The organism is Streptomyces sp. NPDC001513, from assembly GCF_042894695.1.
Taxonomy (GTDB): domain Bacteria; phylum Actinomycetota; class Actinomycetes; order Streptomycetales; family Streptomycetaceae; genus Streptomyces.
The window spans coordinates 427,483-445,996 of the sequence record NZ_JBIAVU010000008.1 but is presented as its reverse complement, the minus strand read 5'-3'; the positions used below and the strand labels follow the sequence as shown (position 1 = coordinate 445,996).

The following is an 18,514-nucleotide window of genomic DNA, read 5'->3' as shown; positions in this document are numbered from 1 at the left end:
GCGTGACCTGGAATGAGCTGAACGCCACCCAGGGCAAGAACCTCGACAGCGACGCGAGTGGCGACGTGTACGAGCTGGCGCCCAACCGCAACAACTGGCAGCGCTGGTACGAGCTCAAGGACTCCAAGGGCTGGTACCTGCAGAACAAGGCGACCGGGCGCTGCCTCGACAGCAACAGCGGGGGCGACGTCTACACCCTCGGTTGCAACGGCGGAAACTACCAGCGCTGGAAGTAGTCGAATCCGGCCCACGTCGGCCTCCGGTCCCCGACCTCGAAAACCGATTCGAGGTCGGGGAGGTGACGTGGGAAGCTGACCGGCGATGAGGACATTTGCCATGCGCCGCAGCGCCGTAATCTCCACAGCCGCCGTGGCGGTCGCCCTCACCGCACTGTCCGGATGCAAGGACACGTCGGGCGGGGCGGCCGCTCCGGCGGCGCCGGCGGCCACTTCCGCCGCACCCGTCGCCGGGGCGTTCGACCCGGAGACCGCCCTCGCGGAGGCCGGAAAGGCGCCGTACGCGGCCTCCGTGAAGATCGTCACCGAGGCCGCGGGCCAGGAGATCTCGACCACGACCGGCCGTTCCAACCTCGGCACCCGGTTCACCGGCCGGATGGAGGTCCGCTCCCCGGGCGCGGCCCCGGACGCCCAGGCCGTCTGGATGGAGACCGTCACGACGACGGACGCCACCTACGTACGCAACCCGACCGCGAGCGGCAGCGGCTGGATGAAGATGCCCCGCTCCGAGGGCGGCAACCAGGCCGACTACGCGGGATACGCCAAGCTGCTGCTCGCCATCGGACCCTCGGCGCGCAAGGGCATGGAGGACCAGGGCGGGACTCCCGCCTACCACCTCACCGGACACCTCGGCATCGACCAGGTGGCGTCCGTCGACCCGCGCACCCAGCGTTCGATGAAGGCCAAGGGCGTCACCGGCTTCGACATCGACCAGTGGATCGACAGCCAGGGCCGCGCCCTCCGCTTCGAGCAGCGCATGGACATGCGGGGCGTACCGGCCTCCAACAAGGCCACCTTCGGCGAATTCGGCCCCGTCGAGACCTTCGCGGCGCCGGCCGGCGACTGATCGACCGCCGGTCCGCCCTGGTGCTCGTGCGGCCGTTCTGATGGACTCCGCCGATGGCGCTCCTGCTTCTGCTGCTCATCCCGGCCGCACCGGTCGTGGCCCTCGGGCTGCTCGGCTACGGCGTCGCCACCCTGGGCCGCCGCGGCCGGCACCGGAACGTGGCCGCGCTGCTGGGTGCCGTCGCGGCCGGGCTCTACACGTGGGGGCTGCTCCACGTCGCCGGAGCGGTGGTCGAGGCGGAAGACGGCGGAGCCTCGTCGTCGCCGCTGCTGCCCTGCCGGACACCGGGGCAGGAGGAGCGGGCCGCGAAGGTCGTCGACTACTCCGTGGACTACGTGCCCCTCCGGTTCGTCTGCGAGACGACAGGCGGCGGGAGTTACGCCGCCGAGTCCGTCCCCGGCTACGTCAACCCGGCCGTGGCGGGCCTCACGCTCGCCGCCGCCGTCTGCGCGGTCGTCCCCGCCCTGGTGTCCGGGCGCCGCGGGGTGAAGGGTCCCGCCGTGTGATGCGGCCGGGCGGCGTCAGCCTTGCAGCAGGCGCGCCTTGGCCTTCGTGAACTCCTCCGGGGTCAGCAGGCCCTCGCGGGCCAGGTCGGCCAGTTGCCGCAGTTCCACCACCATGGGAGTCGACGCGCTTGTCGGCGAGCCCGCCGGTAAACCCGTCCGGATGGCTTCCTCTTCTTCCGCCGGGCCCTCCGCCGCGCCTCGCGCCAAGTCCACCGGCTCCGGCACCTCCTCCGGTTCGGCCGGCGGTCCGCCCGGGGCCTCCGCGGCCCGGACCACCCGCGCCGACAGGTCCCGGGGCGCCGCGTCGGCCGGGCCCACCGCGCCCGTCGTGTCCTCCACCGCCCCGGCCGCCCGCGCCAGCAGGCCCCGTAGCAGCGGGTGCCCCGCCGGCCGCTGCGCCGGCCGGACCGTCACTCCCATCGGCCGGATGAACATCAGGCCACCCCCGCCCGCGGGTCCGCCGGGACCCGGTCCGGCGGGATGCGGACCGAGCCGACGATCCGCCCGCCCGCCGCCCGTACGGCGACCGCCGCGTCCTCGGCCCACACGTGCTCGACCACCAGCAGCAGCGCGCAGCTCCCGCGTTCCAGCAGCCCCGCCGCCTCCTGCACGTCCTCCGGTCCGATCAGGCGTGCCGCGTCCCGCCCCGTCAGCAGCCCGTGCAGTTCCACGAACTCGTCGAACTCCGCCGCGAGCACGTCACCCGAGGCGGTCCTCGTCGCCACGAGCCCGTCGATCAGCCGGACCACCCCGGTCTTGCGCAGCCCCATCACGGCCTCGATCGCCGGGACCCGCAGCTGCTCCTCCGGAAAGGCGAGGACGATGAATTCCACGGGTCCCATACGCCTCGGCTCCTCACGTGTGACCGTTTTTGACGACTCTTCGGCACACTATGACATAAGCGGACATACCATCCGTCTGCTTGCTACGTTTCGCGTATGACCGCTCTGACGGCGAAGGTGACGGAGCCCGCACCCCCGCCCCCCGACGCCCACGCCCCCAAGCGTCGCGGCGTCGAGCTGACGCTCCTCGCCGGCGCCGTCCTGGTCTCCGTCCTCGGCCACCTCTACGTCGGCCTCGCCACCACCGGTCACGCCCCCCGCCTCGCCGCCCGGTACGCCGGCGGGCTCGCCGCCGCCGCGCTCCTCGCGCACCTCGCCGTCCGCTTCAGGGCCCCGTACGCCGATCCGCTCGTCCTGCCGATCGCCGTCCTGCTCAACGGGCTCGGGCTCGTCCTCATCCAGCGCCTCGACGCGACCACCCCCGGCCACCTCACCGCCGGGGACCAGCTCCGCTGGTCCGCCCTCGGCCTGGCGCTGTTCGTCCTCGTCGTCGTGCTGCTGCGCGACCACCGCGTACTCCAGCGCTACGCCTACCTGTCGGTGGCCGCCGCCCTCGTGCTGATGCTGATCCCCGTCTTCTTCCCGGCGGTCAACGGCGCGCACATCTGGATCCGGTTCGCCGGACTCTCCTTCCAGCCCGGGGAGTTCGCCAAGATCCTGCTCGCCGTGTTCTTCGCCTCCTACCTCGCCGCGAACCGCACCGCGCTCGCTCTCACCGGCCGCCGGCTCTTCTGGAAGCTCCGTCTGCTCCCCGGCCGCGTCCTCGGCCCGATCCTCGCGATCTGGCTGCTCAGCGTCGGCCTGCTCGTCCTGGAGCGGGACCTGGGGACCTCGCTGCTGTTCTTCGGACTGTTCGTGATCATGCTGTTCACCGCCACCGGGCGGATCGGCTGGATCGCGATCGGGCTGCTGCTCGCCGCCCTCGGCGCGTACGCCGTCGGGACCTTCGAGCCGCACGTGCACAGCCGCGTCAACGACTGGCTGAATCCTTTCGCCTCCATCGAGCGCGGCGAAGGCCCCGGCCAGCTCGCCCAGTCCCTCTTCGCCTTCGGCGCCGGCGGCCTGCTCGGCGCCGGGCTCGGCCACGGCCACTCCTTCCTCATCGGCTTCGCCGCCAAATCGGACTTCATCCTCGCCACCGCCGGCGAGGAACTCGGCCTCGTCGGCCTCGCCGCGATCCTGCTCCTCTACGGACTCCTCGTGGCCCGCGGCTTCCGCGCCGGGCTCGCCCTGCGCGACCCCTTCGGCCGGCTGCTCGCCACCGGGCTCGCCTCGATCGTCGCCCTCCAGGTCTTCGTCATCGCGGGCGGAGTCACCGGGCTGATCCCCCTCACCGGCATGGCCATGCCCTTCCTCGCCCAGGGCGGCTCCTCCGTCGTCACCAACTGGATCATCGTCGCCCTGCTGGTCCGGCTCAGCGACAGCGCGCGCAGACCCCGTCCCGCGCAGGAGGCGGCCGAGTGATCCGCTACATCCGCTGGTGCGCGTACTTCTGCGCGCTGCTGCTCGTCGCCCTGCTGGTCAACCTCGCCCGCGTGCAGGTCTGGGAGTCCGCCGCCTACGGCGCGAACCCGGCCAACAAACGCCCCGCCATCGAGCGCTACGCCAAGCCGCGCGGGGACATCCTGGTCGACGGGCGCCCCGTCACCGGCTCCCGCGACAGCGGCCAGCTGCTGCGCTACGAGCGGACCTACACCAACGGCCCGCTCTACGCGCCCGTCACCGGCTTCTCCTCCCAGACGTACGGGACCAGCTTCGTGGAGCGCGCCGAGGACGCCGTCCTGTCGGGCACGGACCCCGGCCTCTCGGCCTTCCCGCTCTGGTACGACCTGGCCCGCGGCCGCCCGGCCGGAGGGAACGCCGCCACCACCGTCCGCTCCGGCATGCAACTGGCCGCGTACGCCGGGCTCGCGGGCAAGCGCGGGGCGGTGGCCGCCGTCGAACCGGCCACCGGCAGGATCCTCGCGCTGGTCAGCAGCCCCTCGTACGATCCGGCGGAGCTGTCGGGGACGGGCGCGCGGGTGAAGGACGCCTGGGCACGCCTGAACGGGGACCCGGCCAAGCCGATGCTCAACCGGGCGCTGCGCGAGACGTACCCGCCCGGCTCCACCTTCAAGATCGTGACGGCGGCGGCCGCGCTCGACGAGGGCGTGGTCACCGACGTGGACGCGCCGACCCGGACCCCCGACCCCTACCCGCTGCCCGGGACCAGCACCCTCCTGCCGAACGCGGCCACGGGCTGCGAGGACGCCTCGATGGCGGACGCGGTGCAGTGGTCGTGCAACACGGTGATGGCGAAGATCGGCGTACAGGTCGGGCTGCGCGCGATGGTGGAGGCGGCCGGCCGCTTCGGATTCAACGGGCAGGGGCTGCGGGTGCCCTCCTGGGTGTCCCGGTCGAACTTCGACACCGACATGAGCCAGGACCAGCTGGCGCTGTCCTCGATCGGCCAGTTCAACACGAAGGCCACCCCTCTCCAGATGGCCATGGTGGCGGCGGCGGTCGCCAACGGCGGCGAGCTCAAGTCGCCCTACCTGGTGGAACGCACCACCCAGGACGACGGCTCCCCGGTCCGGCGCGGGGACCAGCGCAGCCTGGGCCGGGCGATGAACCCGGCCACGGCGCTGCGGATGCAGGACCTGATGGTGAAGGTCGTCGAGAACGGGACGGGCCGGAACGCGGCGATCCCCGGCGCGGTGGTCGGTGGCAAGACGGGCACGGCCCAGCACGGCGTCGGCAACGCGGGGACCCCGTACGCCTGGTTCATCTCCTGGGCCAAGGCGGAAGGCTCGCCGCTGCCGGCGGTCGCGGTGGCGGTGGTGGTCGAGGACGCGGCGGCGGACCGGGGCGACATCAGCGGCAACAGCGCGGCCGCGCCGATCGCCCGCGCGGTGATGCAGGCCGCACTGACCCCCAACCCGTAACCCCCACCGGGCTTCCGCCCCGCCCCCCAGTCGCCGACAAGCCCGACCCGGCGCCCCACCCGCGGGGCCGGATGGCACGGCGGGTTGGACGGCGCGGCTCAAACACCGGGGCTCCGCCCCAGACCCCGCGCCTCAATCGCCGACGAGGCCGGATGGTGCGGCGGGGTTGGGTACAGCCGGATCGGCTGGTGCCCCTCAAAGATCGGGGCTCCGCCCCGCACCCCGCTCCTCAATCGCCGGAGGGGCTGGATGGTGCGGAGGGGCTGGATGGTGCGGCGAGGAGGGAGTTGGTGCGGCGGGGGTGGAAGGCCGCCGGGCTGGTGCCGAGCCGGCCGGTTGGGGCGGGGGTGGGAGGCCGTAGGGGCTGGGGTCGAACCGGGCCGGTTGGGCCGGGGTCGGGTGTGTGTCGGGGTGATCCCCGCAGGGCGCCGAACGCCTCGGGGCCGAGCTCTCCGACCCCTCGTCACGTTCGGCGTCCGAGGAGACGCCCCGGCGCGCGCCCGGCCCCGGCACAACCGGCCCACCCGTACCGGGCCCCGGCACGGCTCAGCCTTGGCGCCCGCCCGCCCGCCTGGCCCCGGCCTGGCCTTGGCTCAGCCCTGGCCCGAGCGTCGCTCCTGACCTCGGCTCCGGCCTGGCCCGAGCCTTGGCTCCCGCTCGGCCTGGCCCGGCCTGGCCCAGGGGCGGCGCCGCCCCGGCCCCCGGCCCCCGCCCCGGCGTTGGTTCCCGGCCTAGTCGGAGGCGGACTCCGTTGCGCCCTCCCGGACCGTGGCCTCGACCTCCGCCACCCGCAGTGCCTCCTCCGCCGCGAACCGCTCCCGGTCCAGGACCTCCGCGATCTCCTCGTCCTGGCTCATCAGCAGGTCCAGGTTGGAGTCGCCCATCTCGAAGACCCCCATGTCCAGATAGGCCCGCTGGAGCCGTTCCCCCCACAGCCCGATGTCCTTCACGCACGGCACGATCCGGCTGAACAGCAGCCTGCGGAACAGGTGCACGAACTCCGACTGCTCGCTGAGCTGCTCCGCCTCCTTCGCCGGGATGCCGAAGTTCTCCAGCACCTCCACCCCGAGCAGCCGGTCCCGCATCAAATGGCAGCCCTCGATCACGAACTCCTCGCGCTCGCGCAGCTCGGCGTCCGTGAGCTGCCGGTAGTAGTCCCGCAGAGCCATCCGCCCGAAGGCCACGTGCCGGGCCTCGTCCTGCATCACGTACGCCAGCAACTGCTTCGGCAGCGGCTTCGCGGTCGTGTCGCGGATCATGCCGAAGGCGGCCAGCGCCAGCCCTTCGATGAGCACCTGCATGCCCAGGTACGGCATGTCCCAGCGGGAGTCGCGCAGGGTGTCGCCCAGCAGCCCCTGGAGGCTGTCGTTGATCGGGTACAGCATCCCGACCTTCTCGTGCAGGAAGCGTCCGAACACCTCGGCGTGCCGGGCCTCGTCCATGGTCTGCGTGGCGGAGTAGAACTTCGCGTCGAGGTCCGGCACCGATTCCACGATCCGGGCCGCGCACACCATCGCGCCCTGCTCGCCGTGCAGGAACTGGCTGAAGTTCCAGGCGGTGAAGTGCCGGCGCAGCTCGCCCTTGTCCTTCGCGGTGAGCTTGGCCCAGTGCCGCGTCCCGTACAGCGGCAGCGCCTCGTCGGGAGTGCCGAGCGGATCGTACGGGTCCACCTCGATGCCCCAGTCGATGCGCTTGGCGCCGTCCCACTGCTTGTCCTTGCCCTTCTGGTAGAGCGCGAGGAGCCGCTCGCGGCCGTCCTCGTACTCCCAGCTGAAGCGGGCGGAGCCGGAGGCGGGGATCTGCCAGACGGCCTCGCCCGGGTCCTCGGTGTAGAGCTCGTGCGTCGACACTGACGCCCCCTCGTCTCACGTACTGCCGTGCGGGACCGGACAGTTGGCAGGGTCACACGTTGGTAGACACGGGGTCAACAAGTCGTGCGCGGGGGATTGACGACCTTGCTGACAGGCAGTCTCATAAGGAATGACCGCCGGTAACTCGACCACGAGGTGTCCGAAACCATGACGACCGTGACCGAACGAGCCGCGCTCAGGGACGCCCTCGGCCTGCTGAAGGACCGGGAGCAGATCGCCGAGCGACTGCTCGAATCCTCGGCCAAGCACTCCTTCGACCCCGACAAGGAACTCGACTGGGACGCCCCCGCCATCGAGGGCAAGTACTACTGGCCGCCCGAACTGCTCTCCCTCTACGACACCCCGCTGTGGAAGAAGATGGGGGAGGAGCAGCGCATCGACCTGTCCCGCCACGAGGCGGCGGCGCTCGGCTCGCTCGGCATCTGGTTCGAGATCATCCTGATGCAGCTGATGGTCCGGCACATCTACGACAAGTCGCTGACCAGCAATCACGTGCGCTACGCACTCACCGAGATCGCCGACGAGTGCCGCCACTCGATGATGTTCGCCCGCATGATCAAGCAGAGCGGCAGCCCTGAGTACCCGGTCTCCCGCGTCAACCACAACCTCGCGCGGATCCTGAAGACGGTCTCCACCACCCCCGGCTCCTTCGCGTGCACCCTCCTCGGCGAGGAGATACTCGACTGGATGCAGCGCCTGACCTTCCCGGACGAGCGCGTCCAGCCGCTGGTCCGCGGGGTCACCCGGATCCACGTCATCGAGGAGGCCCGGCACGTCCGGTACGCGCGCGAGGAACTGCGCCGCCAGATGCTGACCGCCCCGCGCTGGGAGCAGGAGCTCACCCGGATCAGTTGCGGCGAGGCCGCCCGCGTCTTCTCGCTGGCCTTCGTGAACCCGGCCGTCTACGACAACGTCGGCCTGGACCGGCGCGAGGCCGTCGCCCAGGTCAGGGCGAGCGGCCACCGCCGTGAGGTCATGCAGACCGGCGCGAAGCGGCTCACCGACTTCCTCGACGACATCGGCGTACTGCGCGGAGTCGGCCGGAGGCTGTGGAAGAGCTCGGGACTGCTGGCGTAGGCCCTGGCCGGGCGCGGCCCGTGCCTCGTCCGGGCCCGGCCCGTGCCGTGTCCGGGTACAGGCCGGCCGGTGGAGATCGGACGGACCGGGCCCGGGCGGCGGCCGTGGGGCTACCCTGCGGTCATGACCGTACGCGCCTACCGCAGGCTCAGCGTCGAGGAGCGGCGAGCCCAACTCCTCGACGCGGCCCTCTCGCTGTTCGCGCACCGGGCGCCGGAGGAGGTCTCGCTGGACGACGTCGCGGAGGCCGCCGGGGTCTCGCGCCCGCTCGTCTACCGCTACTTCCCGGGCGGCAAACAGCAGCTCTACGAGGCCGCCCTCCGCTCGGCGGCGGACCTCCTCGAACTCTGCTTCGCCGAACCCCAGCAAGGGCCGCTGACCCAGCGCCTGGCCCGGGCCCTGGACCGCTACCTCGCCTTCGTCGACGAACACGACGCCGGCTTCTCCGCGCTCCTCCAGGGCGGCAGCGTCGTGGAAACCTCCCGCACGACGGCGACGGTGGACGGCATCCGCCGGGCCGCGGCGGACCAGATCCTCGTCCACCTGGGCGTCCCGGCGCCCGGCCCCCGGCTGCGCATGATGGTCCGTACGTGGATCACGGCGGTCGAGGCGGCCTCCCTGATCTGGATCGACGAGGGCAAGCAGCCGGAGGTCGAACGGCTCCGGGACTGGCTGCTGGACCAGTTCATCGCCCTGCTGACGGCCACCGCGGCCACCGACCCGGAAACCGCGGCGGCCGCGCGGGCCGCGCTCGCGCTGGAATCGGCCGACGGGCCGGTCGGGGTGCTGGCCCGCCGTGTGATCCCGGTGGTCTCCGAGGCCGCCCACCTGCTGTGACACTGGTGGGGTGAGAAGCCAACCGACCCCGTTCGAGGGCGGCCCGATGGACGGCCGGGTCCTCCCGATCATCCTCGGCCTGACCGGACACCCGCCGAAGTGGTACGAGATCCCCGTCCCGGTGCCGGACGGGCCGACGACGGTGCTGCTGTACGAACGCGTTCCGTCGGGGTACTCGAAGCGACTGGGCCTCCAGAAGGGCTGGAAGTACGAGTTCCGCCCGTCAGGCCAAAAGCCGAAACTTCGCTGGCCCTGGACCAAACCCCCCCGCCCCTGAGGCGGCCCGGGCCGCACCCCGGGCACGGTCAGGCCCAGTCCAGGTCGGGCCACGGCCGGTGCCGAGCAAGGGCCGGGCCCCGTCGCTTGCCCGCCGACCAAGGCTTCCGGGCAGGTCAGGCCCAGTCCAGGTCGGGCCTCGACAGGGCTCGGCCTCGGGCGCGGCCGTGTAAGGGCCGGGCCACGTCGTCCGTACGCGGCCAAGGTTTCCAGGTCGGGCCACGGCCGGGGCCGGGCGCGCGCCGGGGCGTCTCCTCGGACGCCGAACGTGACGAGGGGTCGGAGAGATCGGCCCCGAGGCGTTCGGCGCCCTGCGGGGATCACCCCGACACACACCCGACCCCGACCGTGTCCCTCCGGCGCGCGCCAGGGTCGTACGCGGAGCTCGGCGCAGACCGCGCGCCCAGACCCCGGAGGCGCACCCGCGCCACCGCCCGGCGTCGCGCTCAGGTAAACGATCCGCGCGCCGACTCCCTGCAGGGCCCGGTTGAGAGCCCATCGCCCCGCCAAGTCTCCCGGCCGGCACCCGGTGCGGGTAGCGCGCGCTCGTGCCGTCGAACTTCCAGCCGCGCCCCGGCACGGGAGCCGTATCGCCGTCCGTCTAGCGGGAGGTGCCCGCTCACCTAGCCTCCGGCAGGAGCCGAGCCCCGCAAGCCAAGCCCCCGGTAGGGGAGTCGAGGTCGGGCCTGGCGGGCCTTCGGTCAGGAGCCGGGTAGCGAGAGGGTGGCCTGGGCGCCGCCGTTGGGGGCTTGGCGGAATTCCAGGCGGGCGCCGATCGCCGCCGCCTGGCCCGCCGCGATCGTCAGGCCCAGGCCGTGGCCCTTGCCGCCGCCGCTGCGGAAGCGTTGCGGGCCGTGTGCCAGGAGGTAGTCGGGGAAGCCGTCGCCGTGATCCCGTACCGTCACCACCGGCCCGTCCACCGTCAGGACGACCGGCGGGCGCCCGTGCCGGTGGGCGTTGGCCACCAGGTTGCCCAGCACCCGTTCAAGCCGGCGCCGGTCCGTCTCCACGTGCGCGTCCCGGACGATCACCACCTCCGTGTCCGTCCCCGAAGCCCGTACCACCCGCCCGGCCAGCCGCCCCAGCTGGTGCAGGTCGGTCTCGACCGCCTCGCTGCCCGAGTCCAGCCGGGAGATCTCCAGCAGGTCCTCCGTCAGCTGCCGCATCGTCCGTACCCGCTCGCGCACCAGCTCAGTCGGCCGGCTCTCCGGCAACAGTTCCGACGCCGCCTGCAACCCCGTCAGCGGTGTGCGCAGTTCGTGCGCCACGTCCGCCGTGAACCGCCGCTCGCTCTCCAGCTTCGACTGGAGGCTGCCCGCCATCGTGTCCAGCGCCCCGGCCACCGTCGCCACCTCGTCCTGGTGCCGCGAGGGGTCCTTCGTCCGCGGGTCGTCCACCCGCGCGTCGAGGTCGCCCTGGGTGATCCGTCGTGCCACGGTCGCCGTCTGGTGCAGCCGCCGCGTCACCCGGGTCACCGCGAACGCGCCGAACAGCAGCGTGCCGCCGATCGCCAGCAGCGAGGATCCGATGATCGCCTTGTCCAGGCCGCTGATCGTGCGCGCGCTCTGCCCGTAGTCCACGGCGGTCGCCAGCGCCCGGCCGTCCGCCGGAGCCGCCGCCCACATCACGGGGCGGCCCCGGTACTCCGCCACGACCGTCCCCCGCTGCCCGCTGACGGCGAGCGCCCGCAGCGCCGGCGGCAGGCCCACGGGATCCAGCCCCGTATCGCGCGGCAGGGCCTCGCCCGCCTCGTACGCGCGCGAGCCGTCGTGCAGTTTGCCGAGTGCCTTCTCGCGGGCCGTGGCCACCGTCTGCCGGGTGACCTCCACGTGGACGAGCACACCCAGCACGGCCGCCAGCGAGCAGCACATCACCACGATGAAACACGCCGACTTCCAGGTCAGCGTGGCCGTCCAGGCGGGCAGCCTCGGTCTCACGGCCGGACCGGCTCGGGATCGGATCCGCGGCCGGGGTGGGGACCGAGGCCGGATCCGGGGCCGCGGTCCGCCGGGCCCTGCCCACTCGCGGGCACCCGTACGATCTGCTCGCGCGTCGGCAGCATGGTGAGCTGCTTCTCGTCCCAGGACCACGCGGTGATCAGCTCGTAGCCGTGGTTCCCGCTGGGCACCCGCAGGACCACGTCCCGCCCGGCCAGTTCCACCGAGATGACGGTCTGCGTGGTCGCCATGATCCGGTTGAGCCGTCCGTCCGGGTCCGCCGTGTACACCCGTACGGACATCATCCGATCGGGGAACTCGATGCCGACGATCAGCTCGTCCTTGCCGTTGCCCGTGAGGTCCCGGTAGTACGGCGTCAGCACCGGGCACGCCTCGGGCTCCGCGCCCCCGCCCTCCCCGCCCTCCCCGTCCTTCGCGCACGCCCTGATCGCGGCCGCCGTCTCGGCCGGCATCCCGTCGGCGCCGACTTCGGTGTTCGGGTGGGCCCGCAGCTCCGCCTGGACGAGGGCCACCGGATCGACGCCGTGCACGTCACGGTCGTGGACGGGCTGGATCCCCTTCACGTACTCGGGCGGGGCCCCGCCCGGATCGGCGGGCGGTACGGACGCCCCCGTACGGTCGGGCCACAGGTGAACGGGCCCGCTCGCGGTCGGCGTGGCGCCGGCCGCGACCAGCCCGCCGGTGTCGCCGCAGCCGGCCAGCAGCGGAAGCAGAGCCAGGGCCGGCAGGGAGGGGCCCAAGGTGCGAAGCCTCTTCACAGGTCCCCGTGCCCTCCTCTCCGCACTACGACGCCGGCGATGTCGACCGATGCCGACCGATGACGTCAACCATATGCGGAGGTACGTCCCCTTTGGGAGGTCAGTTGTCCGTGCGCCCTCGGCGCAGCATCGCGAAGCCGAGCCCGGCGGCGCCGACGGCCGCGATACCGCCGCCGGCCGCGAGCAGCAGCACGCCCTCGCCCGGTCCGTCGGCCAGCGTGCTCAGGCGCTGCGCGTCGGCCGGCCCGGAGGTGAGATCCCGGAGGCCGCTCGCGGCGGGCCGCTGCGGAGCCGAGGCGGGGACCACGTGCCCGCTGCGGGTACCGGTCTTGTGCCCGTCGCCCGCGACGACGTGCCCGCCGCCCTGCGCGGTGGTGTCACCGACCCAGGAGGTCAGCTGCCCGGAGGAGTCCAGCGAGGCGTGCAGCTCCCCGGCCGCGCCGAAGTCGGTGACGCCGTCGTGGCTGGTCAGCGTGGTCGCCTTGGAACCGTCGGCGGCCAGGATCTCGGCCTGGTACGCACCCTGGGCGAGGCGGTAGACCTTCGCCGTGGACGCGCCGTCCGCGAGGGAGAGGCTCTTGACCAGGGTCCGCTGCGGTGCCGCGGAGTGCGCGGACGAGGCTGCCGGCACCCCTTCGGCCAGCGCGGCGGCGGTGGGCAGCGCCAGCAGGCTCGCGGCACATGCGGTCACGGCGGCGGCGCGAACGAGGGTGCGGCGGCGGCTGACGGTGCTCACGGGAAGCCCTTCGGTGCTGGTGCTGGTGCTCGTACTGGTGCTCGTGCTGGTCGGGCCCTGGCGCGTCCAGGTGGGACAAACCTAGGCGCCGGCCGTTGCGGCCGAGCCCCGGACGTGTAACAGCGAAGCCGCAACGTCCCGTCGGAGTCGTTACACAACCGAGGGATTGTGGTGCGGCGTTCCGGCTGCTCCCATGGACGGCGGGGGTGAGGGCGATGCGCGGACTCAAGGTATTGCCGAGCGGCCGGCCCGGCCGCGGCCGGCTGTACGTCAACCTGCCCGACGGGCAGGCGGTTGCCTGGTACGACAGGCAGGCCAACCGGATCAGCGTCCTCGCGGACGACCACCGCGAGGCGATCCTGGCGGTGCTGCGCCCCTACCTGAGCGGGACCGTCTCGATCGGCCCGCCCCCGGTCCCCACGGCGGCCGACCTGCGGCGCCTCGCCCTCCCACCGGACGCGGACCTGGCCCCGAACCGGCCCGGCGAGACCTTGCTCGGCGACCTCGAACACGGCTCGGCCGGCACCCGCGCCCGGCACCGGCTGCGCCAGGACCTCACCGCGCAGCAGCGGATGGGCGACGCCTTCGACGCCCTGGAGCCGGACGGCTGGCGGATCCTGCACTGCGTTCCGCTGCCGGGCCTGGGTCGCATCGACCACCTGCTCATCGGGCCGGCCGGGATCTTCTGCGTGCGTACGGTCCCGGGCCGCCGTCAGCGCGCGGTGGTCGGCGACCTCCTGCTCACGGTGGGCCGTACGGAACCGCGCCCGGACCCCCGCTGGCTCCGCCGCGCGGCAGCCCGCGCCTCCCTGGCCCTCACCGCCCGCGTCACCCCGTCCCTGGCCCTGGTCGACGCGTCCCGCATCGACAAGGCCCCCACGGTCCGCGACATCCGCATCCTCCACTCCCCGACGGCCACTTCGGACCTCACGGGATCCCCCACCACCCTCAAACCCCCAGAAATCGAAACCCTCTTCGCCCAAGCCCGGGACACAAGAACCTGGCTCCCCTCCACGTAGCCCGCCGACCGCACCCTCCGGCTGCGCCGCGCAAATTCCAGCCTCGCCGGCGTTTGAGGCGCGGGGTCTGGGGCGGAGCCCCAGTTCGGGAAGGGGCGGGTAGGGGAGAGCGCCGCAGGCCCCGCCCGCGCCCCGCCCCCTCAGGCGGAGGACCGCTTCCGAGGCATCGCCGACTTCTTCGCGGCCGCCCCCGACTTCTTCGCGGCCGCGGCCGCACCCGAAGTGGACTTCGTGGCCGACGACTTGCCCGTGGTCGACTTCTTCTTCGTCGCGGCCGACGCCGACGCCGACGTCTTCTTCGCCGAAGCCGCCGTCGACTTCTTCCCGCCCACCGTCTTCGGCGCAGCCGCACCCGCACCCCGCGCCTTGCGCCGTAGCGGAGTCACCTCACCCCCGGCACCCGCATCCGCGGCACCCGCACCCGCACCCGCAGCATCCGCATCCCCCTCCCCCCGAGACGCCTTCGCCGCCCGCACGCTCTTCTCCAGCGCCGCCATCAGGTCGATCACCTGGCCCCCGGCCGGCTCCCGCTCGGCCTCCACCGGCTCGAACCCGCCCCCCGCCTTCGCCGCGATCATCGCCTCCACGGCGTCCCGGTAGTCGTCGTGCAGCGAGGCCATGTCCACCTCGCCCAGCGTCGCCATCAGGGCGTCCGCCAGGTCGAGTTCGGCCTCCCGCACCGACACCGTGACCTCAGGCGCCACTCCTTCCGGCGCCCGGATCTCGTCCGGCCACAGCAGCCCGTGCATCGCGATCACGTCGTCGACGACCCGCAGCATGCCCAGCCGCTCCCGCCCCCGCAGCGCGTACTTGGCGATCGCGACCTTCCGGCTGCGCTTCAGCGCCTCCCGCAGGAGCGTGTACGGCTTGGCCGCCGTCGCCCCGTTCGCCGCGAGGTAGTACGCCGCGTCCATCTGCAACGGATCGATCTCGTCGGCGGGCACGAACGACATGATCTCGATCGTCTTCGCGGTCGCCAGCGGCAACTGCGCCAGGTCCTCGTCCGTGATCGGGATGACCGACCCGTCGGCCTCCTCGTACCCCTTGCCGATCTCGGCGCTCGGCACCTCCTCGCCGTCCAGCTCGCACACCTTGCGGTAGCGGATCCGCCCGCCGTCGTCGAGGTGGATCTGGCGGAAGGAGATCGAGTGGCTTTCGGTGGCGTTCACGAGCTTGATCGGAATGCTGACCAGGCCGAAGGAGATCGCCCCGTTCCATATGGATCGCACGGTTCCTCCTGTTTCGTGGCAGTCTCATCGTATGACGCCGATCACCATGGTGGAGGGCCGTCGCATCGCGCTCAGCAATCTCGACAAGGTCCTCTACCCGGAGACCGGCTTCACCAAGGGCGAGGTGCTCCACTACTACGCCACCGTCGCGGGCCCGCTCCTCGCCCACGTCCACGACCGGCCGGTGTCCTTCCTGCGCTATCCCGACGGACCGGACGGCCAGCTCTTCTTCACCAAGAATCCGCCGCCCGGCACACCCGACTGGGTGAAGACCACCCCTGTGCCCCGCTCCGACGACCTGTCCGCCGAGCAGGTGGTCATCGCCGACATGGCCTCCCTCATGTGGGCCGCCAACCTCGTCGTGGAGCTCCACACCCCCCAGTGGCCCGCCGGCAGCCCCGCCGTCGCCGACCGGATGGTCCTCGACCTCGACCCCGGCGCGCCCGCGACCGTCGTCGAGTGCTGCGCCGCCGCGCTCTGGCTGCGCGAGCGGCTCGCCGCCGACGGCCTGCACGCCTACGCCAAGACCTCCGGCTCCAAGGGCATGCACCTGGCCGTGCCGCTGGAGCCGACCCCGTCCGCGCAGGTGTCGGCGTACGCGAAGCAGCTCGCCCAGGAGGCCGAGCGCGAGCTCCCCGACCTGGTGGTGCACCGCATGGCCAAGGCCCTGCGCCCCGGCAAGGTCTTCGTCGACCACAGCCAGAACGCCGCCGCCAAGACCACCGCAGCCCCGTACACCCTGCGCGCGCGGGCCCGCCCGACCGTGTCCGCGCCGGTGTCCTGGGAGGAGGTCGAGGCCTGCCGGACCCCCGCCGCCCTGGTCTTCCTCGCCGACGACATCGCGCCGCGTCTGGAGCGTGACGGGGACCTCTTCGCCCCGCTGACCGACCCGGACCGGGCCGGCAGCCTGCCCGGCGGCCCGCCGTGATCCGGGTCGCGCTGGCCGCGGCCGTACGCACCCTGCCGCGCGCGGCGGGGCTGGCGTACGAGCCGAAGTTCGACGGCCACCGGCTGGTGATCGTGCGCACGGCCGAGCAGGTGGTCCTCCAGGCGCGCTCCGGCCGCATCGTGACCAGTGCCTTCCCCGACCTGGCCGCGGCCGCGCTGCAACTGCCCGCCGCGACGGTCCTCGACGGGGAGGTGGTGGTCTGGCACGCCGGCCGTACGGACTTCGCCCTCGTCCAGCGGCGGGCGGCGGCCACGGCCGCGCGGGCCGCCGTACTCGCCCAGAGCCTGCCGGCCTCGTACGCCGCCTTCGACGTACTGGAACTGGCCGGGCTCGACCTGCGCGCCCGCTCGTACGAGCGCCGACGCGCGCTCCTCGTCGACCTGCTCCTGCCGCTCGGGCCGCCGCTGCAGCCCGTACCGATGACGACCGACCCGGAACTGGCCGCCACCTGGTACGAGACCCTGCCCGCCAGCGGTATCGAGGGACTGGTCGTCAAGCGGCTGGACCAGGCCTACCCGGCCGGGCGGCGCGGCTGGCAGAAGCTCCGGCACACGGACGTCCGGGACGCGGCGGTGGTCGGCTACACGGGGACCGCGCGCCGGCCGCTCGCCCTGGTGCTCGTCCTGCCGGTCGGGGACGAAGCCCCGCTGGTGTCGAGCCCGCTGACGGCGGCGCTGCGCGCGGAGGTGGCCGCGGAACTGGCCTCGCGCGCGGCTCCCTCCGCGACGGCCGCGTCCACGGCCGCGTCCACGGCCACGGCCACGGTGACGGCGATCGGGCTCGGGGAGGTCCCCTTCCGGCCGCTCGACCCGCCGCTCACGGCGGAGGTCCGGCACACCTCGACCCGGCACCCGCCCCCGGAAGTGCTCCGACTGCGGTCAGACCTCTGACCCGCGCGGGGCGCGCGGGTCAGAGGGTGCGCCGATGGTGGCAGCCCCGGGTCAGGCGTGTGCGCCGCGTCCCGAGTCCGGGGGAGATCCCGGCTGCGGGTGCGGGCCCGGGCCTTCGGGCAGCTTGTATCCGGACTCGCGCTCCTTCCTGACCTCGTCCGGATGGGTGGAGGTCGTGGAGCCGAAGTTTCCGTAGCCCTGCATTTCATGCGGCCTCAGGCCGCCCTCGGGGATCTCCACGGGATCCCGCTCCTCGCGGACCTCGTAGACCGCCCCGCCGTTCGGCAGGTTCGGCTGTTCCGCGGTGGTGGGCGGCGGCGGTTCCTTGGCCCGCACCCGCTGACCCAGCTTGAATCCGCCGAGCAGCAGGGCGACGACGACCAGTCCGACGAACAGGAACCACGCGATGTGGCTGAGGATCGCGTCCACGCTCAGGATCGTGTCCATGCTGCTCAGTTTCGCTCACATTGCCCGGATACGCGCACTTCCGCCCCGGGGGCCGTGCGGCACCAGGGGCGGAACGCGGACGCGAGACGCCGGCGAGGCAGAGCGGAACTAGGAGTTGATGGGCCCCTCGGAGTCCCGCAGCGCGCCCGCCGTGCGGGCTCCCAGGACCCCCAGGATCTCGGCGCAGATCGCCAGCGCGGTCTCCGCCGGCGTACGGGCCCCGAGGTCCAGGCCGATCGGGCCGTGGACGAGGGCCAGCCGGGCCTCGCTCACCCCCGCGGAGATCAGCCCCTCCCGCCGCCGCGCCGTCGTGCGCCGCGACCCGAGCGCCCCGATGTACGGAACCCCCGCGTCCAGCGCCACCCGTAGCGTCGGCACGTCGAACTCCTCGTCGTGGCTCAGCATGACCACGCACGCCGCGTCCCGGCGCGCCTCGATCAGCTTGGCGGCCTCCTCCCGGCCGGTGACCAGCGCGGCCTCCCAGCCCAGCAGCAGCGCCTGCCGCTCGATGATCTCGGCCAGCTCGCCGTTGCCGCCGATGACCACGTACGGGGCCGACGGGTGCGCCTCGACCAGCACCAGCCCGGACTGCCCGTACAGCGCGTCCCGCCCGGGCCGCCGGACGGCCAGCAGCTCGCCGGCCCGCCGCCCGGCATCGTCGCGCGGGACGTCCGTGGCCCGTACGACCTCACTGGAGGCCTGGTCGGCGGCCTCGTTCAGCCGGGTCACCAACGCCGCGCCGACCCCCTCGCCGAGCAGCTCCCACCACTCGGCCGGGATCGCCGACAGCGGCTGGAGCAGCACCTCGGCCTGCCCGCCACACGTCAGCTTCGCCTCCACGGCCTCGGCCAGCCGCACCGACACCTCGCACACCCGTGCGGTGTCCCCGGGCCGCAGGGCCCCGGCCTCGGCGATCAGCTCGGCGTCGAAGACGCCCCGGTACAGGGCGCCGACGCACTCCCCCCGCGCATCGACGAGCACGGCCCCGGCCGGATCCCGCGGCCCGAACCCCTGCTCGGTCACGGGCCGGGCCAGGTACCCCGCCCGCCCCTCGGCCACCCACTGCCGCGCCGTCTCCACCAGCTCACGCATCTGTGCCGCCCCATCCACTC

20 protein-coding genes are annotated in these 18,514 nt (G+C 73.2%); 11 read left to right on the top strand and 9 right to left on the bottom strand.

Annotated elements, in window-relative coordinates:
- Positions 1 to 2 precede the first annotated feature (2 nt).
- The 3 genes from ACFYZ4_RS20555 to ACFYZ4_RS20545 all read left to right on the top strand — a co-directional run bounded on the left by ACFYZ4_RS20555 (position 3) and on the right by ACFYZ4_RS20545 (position 1,589).
- On the top strand, positions 3 to 236 hold the full coding sequence (locus ACFYZ4_RS20555) for a hypothetical protein (RefSeq protein ID WP_351292378.1): 234 nt from the start codon (positions 3 to 5) through the stop codon (positions 234 to 236).
- Between the two features lie 100 nt (positions 237 to 336).
- Positions 337 to 1,083 carry a hypothetical protein gene (locus ACFYZ4_RS20550; protein ID WP_390784504.1) on the top strand — a complete coding sequence of 249 codons (747 nt, stop codon included), beginning with the start codon at positions 337 to 339 and terminating at the stop codon, positions 1,081 to 1,083.
- Positions 1,084 to 1,136: 53 nt separating this feature from the next.
- Complete coding sequence (locus tag ACFYZ4_RS20545) at positions 1,137 to 1,589, top strand: hypothetical protein (protein ID WP_390784503.1); 453 nt, start codon at positions 1,137 to 1,139, stop codon at positions 1,587 to 1,589.
- Between the two features lie 15 nt (positions 1,590 to 1,604).
- On the opposite strand, the gene ACFYZ4_RS20540 is transcribed toward ACFYZ4_RS20545, so the two are convergent.
- Positions 1,605 to 2,024 (bottom strand): SHOCT domain-containing protein, encoded by a 420-nt coding sequence (locus tag ACFYZ4_RS20540; RefSeq protein ID WP_390784502.1) that lies wholly within the window; start codon positions 2,022 to 2,024, stop codon positions 1,605 to 1,607.
- Positions 2,024 to 2,431: a DUF6325 family protein gene (locus tag ACFYZ4_RS20535; RefSeq protein ID WP_351292370.1), complete on the bottom strand. Its 408-nt coding sequence runs from the start codon at positions 2,429 to 2,431 to the stop codon at positions 2,024 to 2,026. The genes ACFYZ4_RS20540 and ACFYZ4_RS20535 overlap by 1 nt, the downstream gene beginning before the upstream one ends.
- A gap of 96 nt (positions 2,432 to 2,527) precedes the next feature.
- On the opposite strand from ACFYZ4_RS20535, the gene ACFYZ4_RS20530 reads away from it, so the two are divergent.
- On the top strand, positions 2,528 to 3,895 hold the full coding sequence (locus ACFYZ4_RS20530; RefSeq protein WP_351292368.1) for an FtsW/RodA/SpoVE family cell cycle protein: 1,368 nt from the start codon (positions 2,528 to 2,530) through the stop codon (positions 3,893 to 3,895).
- Complete coding sequence (locus ACFYZ4_RS20525; RefSeq protein WP_390784501.1) at positions 3,892 to 5,355, top strand: penicillin-binding transpeptidase domain-containing protein; 1,464 nt, start codon at positions 3,892 to 3,894, stop codon at positions 5,353 to 5,355. Before ACFYZ4_RS20530 ends, ACFYZ4_RS20525 begins: the two co-directional genes overlap by 4 nt.
- Positions 5,356 to 6,086: 731 nt before the next feature.
- On the opposite strand, the gene ACFYZ4_RS20520 is transcribed toward ACFYZ4_RS20525, so the two are convergent.
- The gene (locus ACFYZ4_RS20520) at positions 6,087 to 7,205 is read right to left on the bottom strand and encodes a ferritin-like domain-containing protein (RefSeq protein WP_384342841.1); all 1,119 of its coding nucleotides are present in this window, start codon (positions 7,203 to 7,205) and stop codon (positions 6,087 to 6,089) included.
- Positions 7,206 to 7,373: 168 nt separating this feature from the next.
- On the opposite strand from ACFYZ4_RS20520, the gene ACFYZ4_RS20515 reads away from it, so the two are divergent.
- The 3 genes from ACFYZ4_RS20515 to ACFYZ4_RS20505 all read left to right on the top strand — a co-directional run bounded on the left by ACFYZ4_RS20515 (position 7,374) and on the right by ACFYZ4_RS20505 (position 9,417).
- Entirely contained in the window at positions 7,374 to 8,303 is a 930-nt protein-coding gene (locus ACFYZ4_RS20515; protein ID WP_351303779.1) for a diiron oxygenase, read from the top strand.
- A gap of 123 nt (positions 8,304 to 8,426) precedes the next feature.
- Positions 8,427 to 9,140, top strand: a complete 714-nt coding sequence (locus ACFYZ4_RS20510) for a helix-turn-helix domain-containing protein (RefSeq protein ID WP_351303776.1) — start codon at positions 8,427 to 8,429, stop codon at positions 9,138 to 9,140.
- A gap of 10 nt (positions 9,141 to 9,150) precedes the next feature.
- A complete protein-coding gene (locus ACFYZ4_RS20505) occupies positions 9,151 to 9,417 on the top strand; it encodes a hypothetical protein (protein WP_351303773.1) in 267 nt (88 codons plus the stop codon).
- Positions 9,418 to 10,117: 700 nt separating this feature from the next.
- Here the strand turns inward: ACFYZ4_RS20505 and ACFYZ4_RS20500 are convergent.
- The 3 genes from ACFYZ4_RS20500 to ACFYZ4_RS20490 all read right to left on the bottom strand — a co-directional run bounded on the left by ACFYZ4_RS20500 (position 10,118) and on the right by ACFYZ4_RS20490 (position 12,868).
- Complete coding sequence (locus ACFYZ4_RS20500) at positions 10,118 to 11,353, bottom strand: HAMP domain-containing sensor histidine kinase (RefSeq protein WP_351303771.1); 1,236 nt, start codon at positions 11,351 to 11,353, stop codon at positions 10,118 to 10,120.
- Positions 11,350 to 12,114, bottom strand: a complete 765-nt coding sequence (locus tag ACFYZ4_RS20495; protein WP_390784500.1) for a hypothetical protein — start codon at positions 12,112 to 12,114, stop codon at positions 11,350 to 11,352. The genes ACFYZ4_RS20500 and ACFYZ4_RS20495 overlap by 4 nt, the downstream gene beginning before the upstream one ends.
- 118 nt (positions 12,115 to 12,232) lie before the next feature.
- Positions 12,233 to 12,868, bottom strand: coding sequence for a hypothetical protein (locus ACFYZ4_RS20490; RefSeq protein WP_351303765.1), 636 nt, complete (start codon positions 12,866 to 12,868; stop codon positions 12,233 to 12,235).
- Between the two features lie 215 nt (positions 12,869 to 13,083).
- Here ACFYZ4_RS20490 and ACFYZ4_RS20485 point away from each other — a divergent pair, with 215 nt between their 5' ends.
- Positions 13,084 to 13,887, top strand: a complete 804-nt coding sequence (locus ACFYZ4_RS20485; RefSeq protein ID WP_390784499.1) for a nuclease-related domain-containing protein — start codon at positions 13,084 to 13,086, stop codon at positions 13,885 to 13,887.
- Positions 13,888 to 14,027: 140 nt separating this feature from the next.
- Here ACFYZ4_RS20485 and ACFYZ4_RS20480 read toward each other — a convergent pair whose 3' ends face one another.
- Entirely contained in the window at positions 14,028 to 15,116 is a 1,089-nt protein-coding gene (locus tag ACFYZ4_RS20480) for a Ku protein (protein WP_390784498.1), read from the bottom strand.
- 31 nt (positions 15,117 to 15,147) lie between these two features.
- On the opposite strand from ACFYZ4_RS20480, the gene ligD reads away from it, so the two are divergent.
- Positions 15,148 to 16,044 carry a non-homologous end-joining DNA ligase gene (gene ligD, locus ACFYZ4_RS20475; RefSeq protein ID WP_390784497.1) on the top strand — a complete coding sequence of 299 codons (897 nt, stop codon included), beginning with the start codon at positions 15,148 to 15,150 and terminating at the stop codon, positions 16,042 to 16,044.
- The gene (locus ACFYZ4_RS20470; RefSeq protein WP_390784517.1) at positions 16,044 to 16,955 is read left to right on the top strand and encodes an ATP-dependent DNA ligase; all 912 of its coding nucleotides are present in this window, start codon (positions 16,044 to 16,046) and stop codon (positions 16,953 to 16,955) included. Before ligD ends, ACFYZ4_RS20470 begins: the two co-directional genes overlap by 1 nt.
- A 51-nt stretch (positions 16,956 to 17,006) precedes the next feature.
- Here ACFYZ4_RS20470 and ACFYZ4_RS20465 read toward each other — a convergent pair whose 3' ends face one another.
- Together ACFYZ4_RS20465 and ACFYZ4_RS20460 are read right to left on the bottom strand one after the other, a co-directional pair.
- The gene (locus ACFYZ4_RS20465; protein ID WP_351298558.1) at positions 17,007 to 17,402 is read right to left on the bottom strand and encodes a DUF6479 family protein; all 396 of its coding nucleotides are present in this window, start codon (positions 17,400 to 17,402) and stop codon (positions 17,007 to 17,009) included.
- Positions 17,403 to 17,510: 108 nt separating this feature from the next.
- Positions 17,511 to 18,494 carry an XdhC family protein gene (locus ACFYZ4_RS20460; RefSeq protein WP_390784496.1) on the bottom strand — a complete coding sequence of 328 codons (984 nt, stop codon included), beginning with the start codon at positions 18,492 to 18,494 and terminating at the stop codon, positions 17,511 to 17,513.
- Positions 18,495 to 18,514: the final 20 nt, after the last annotated feature.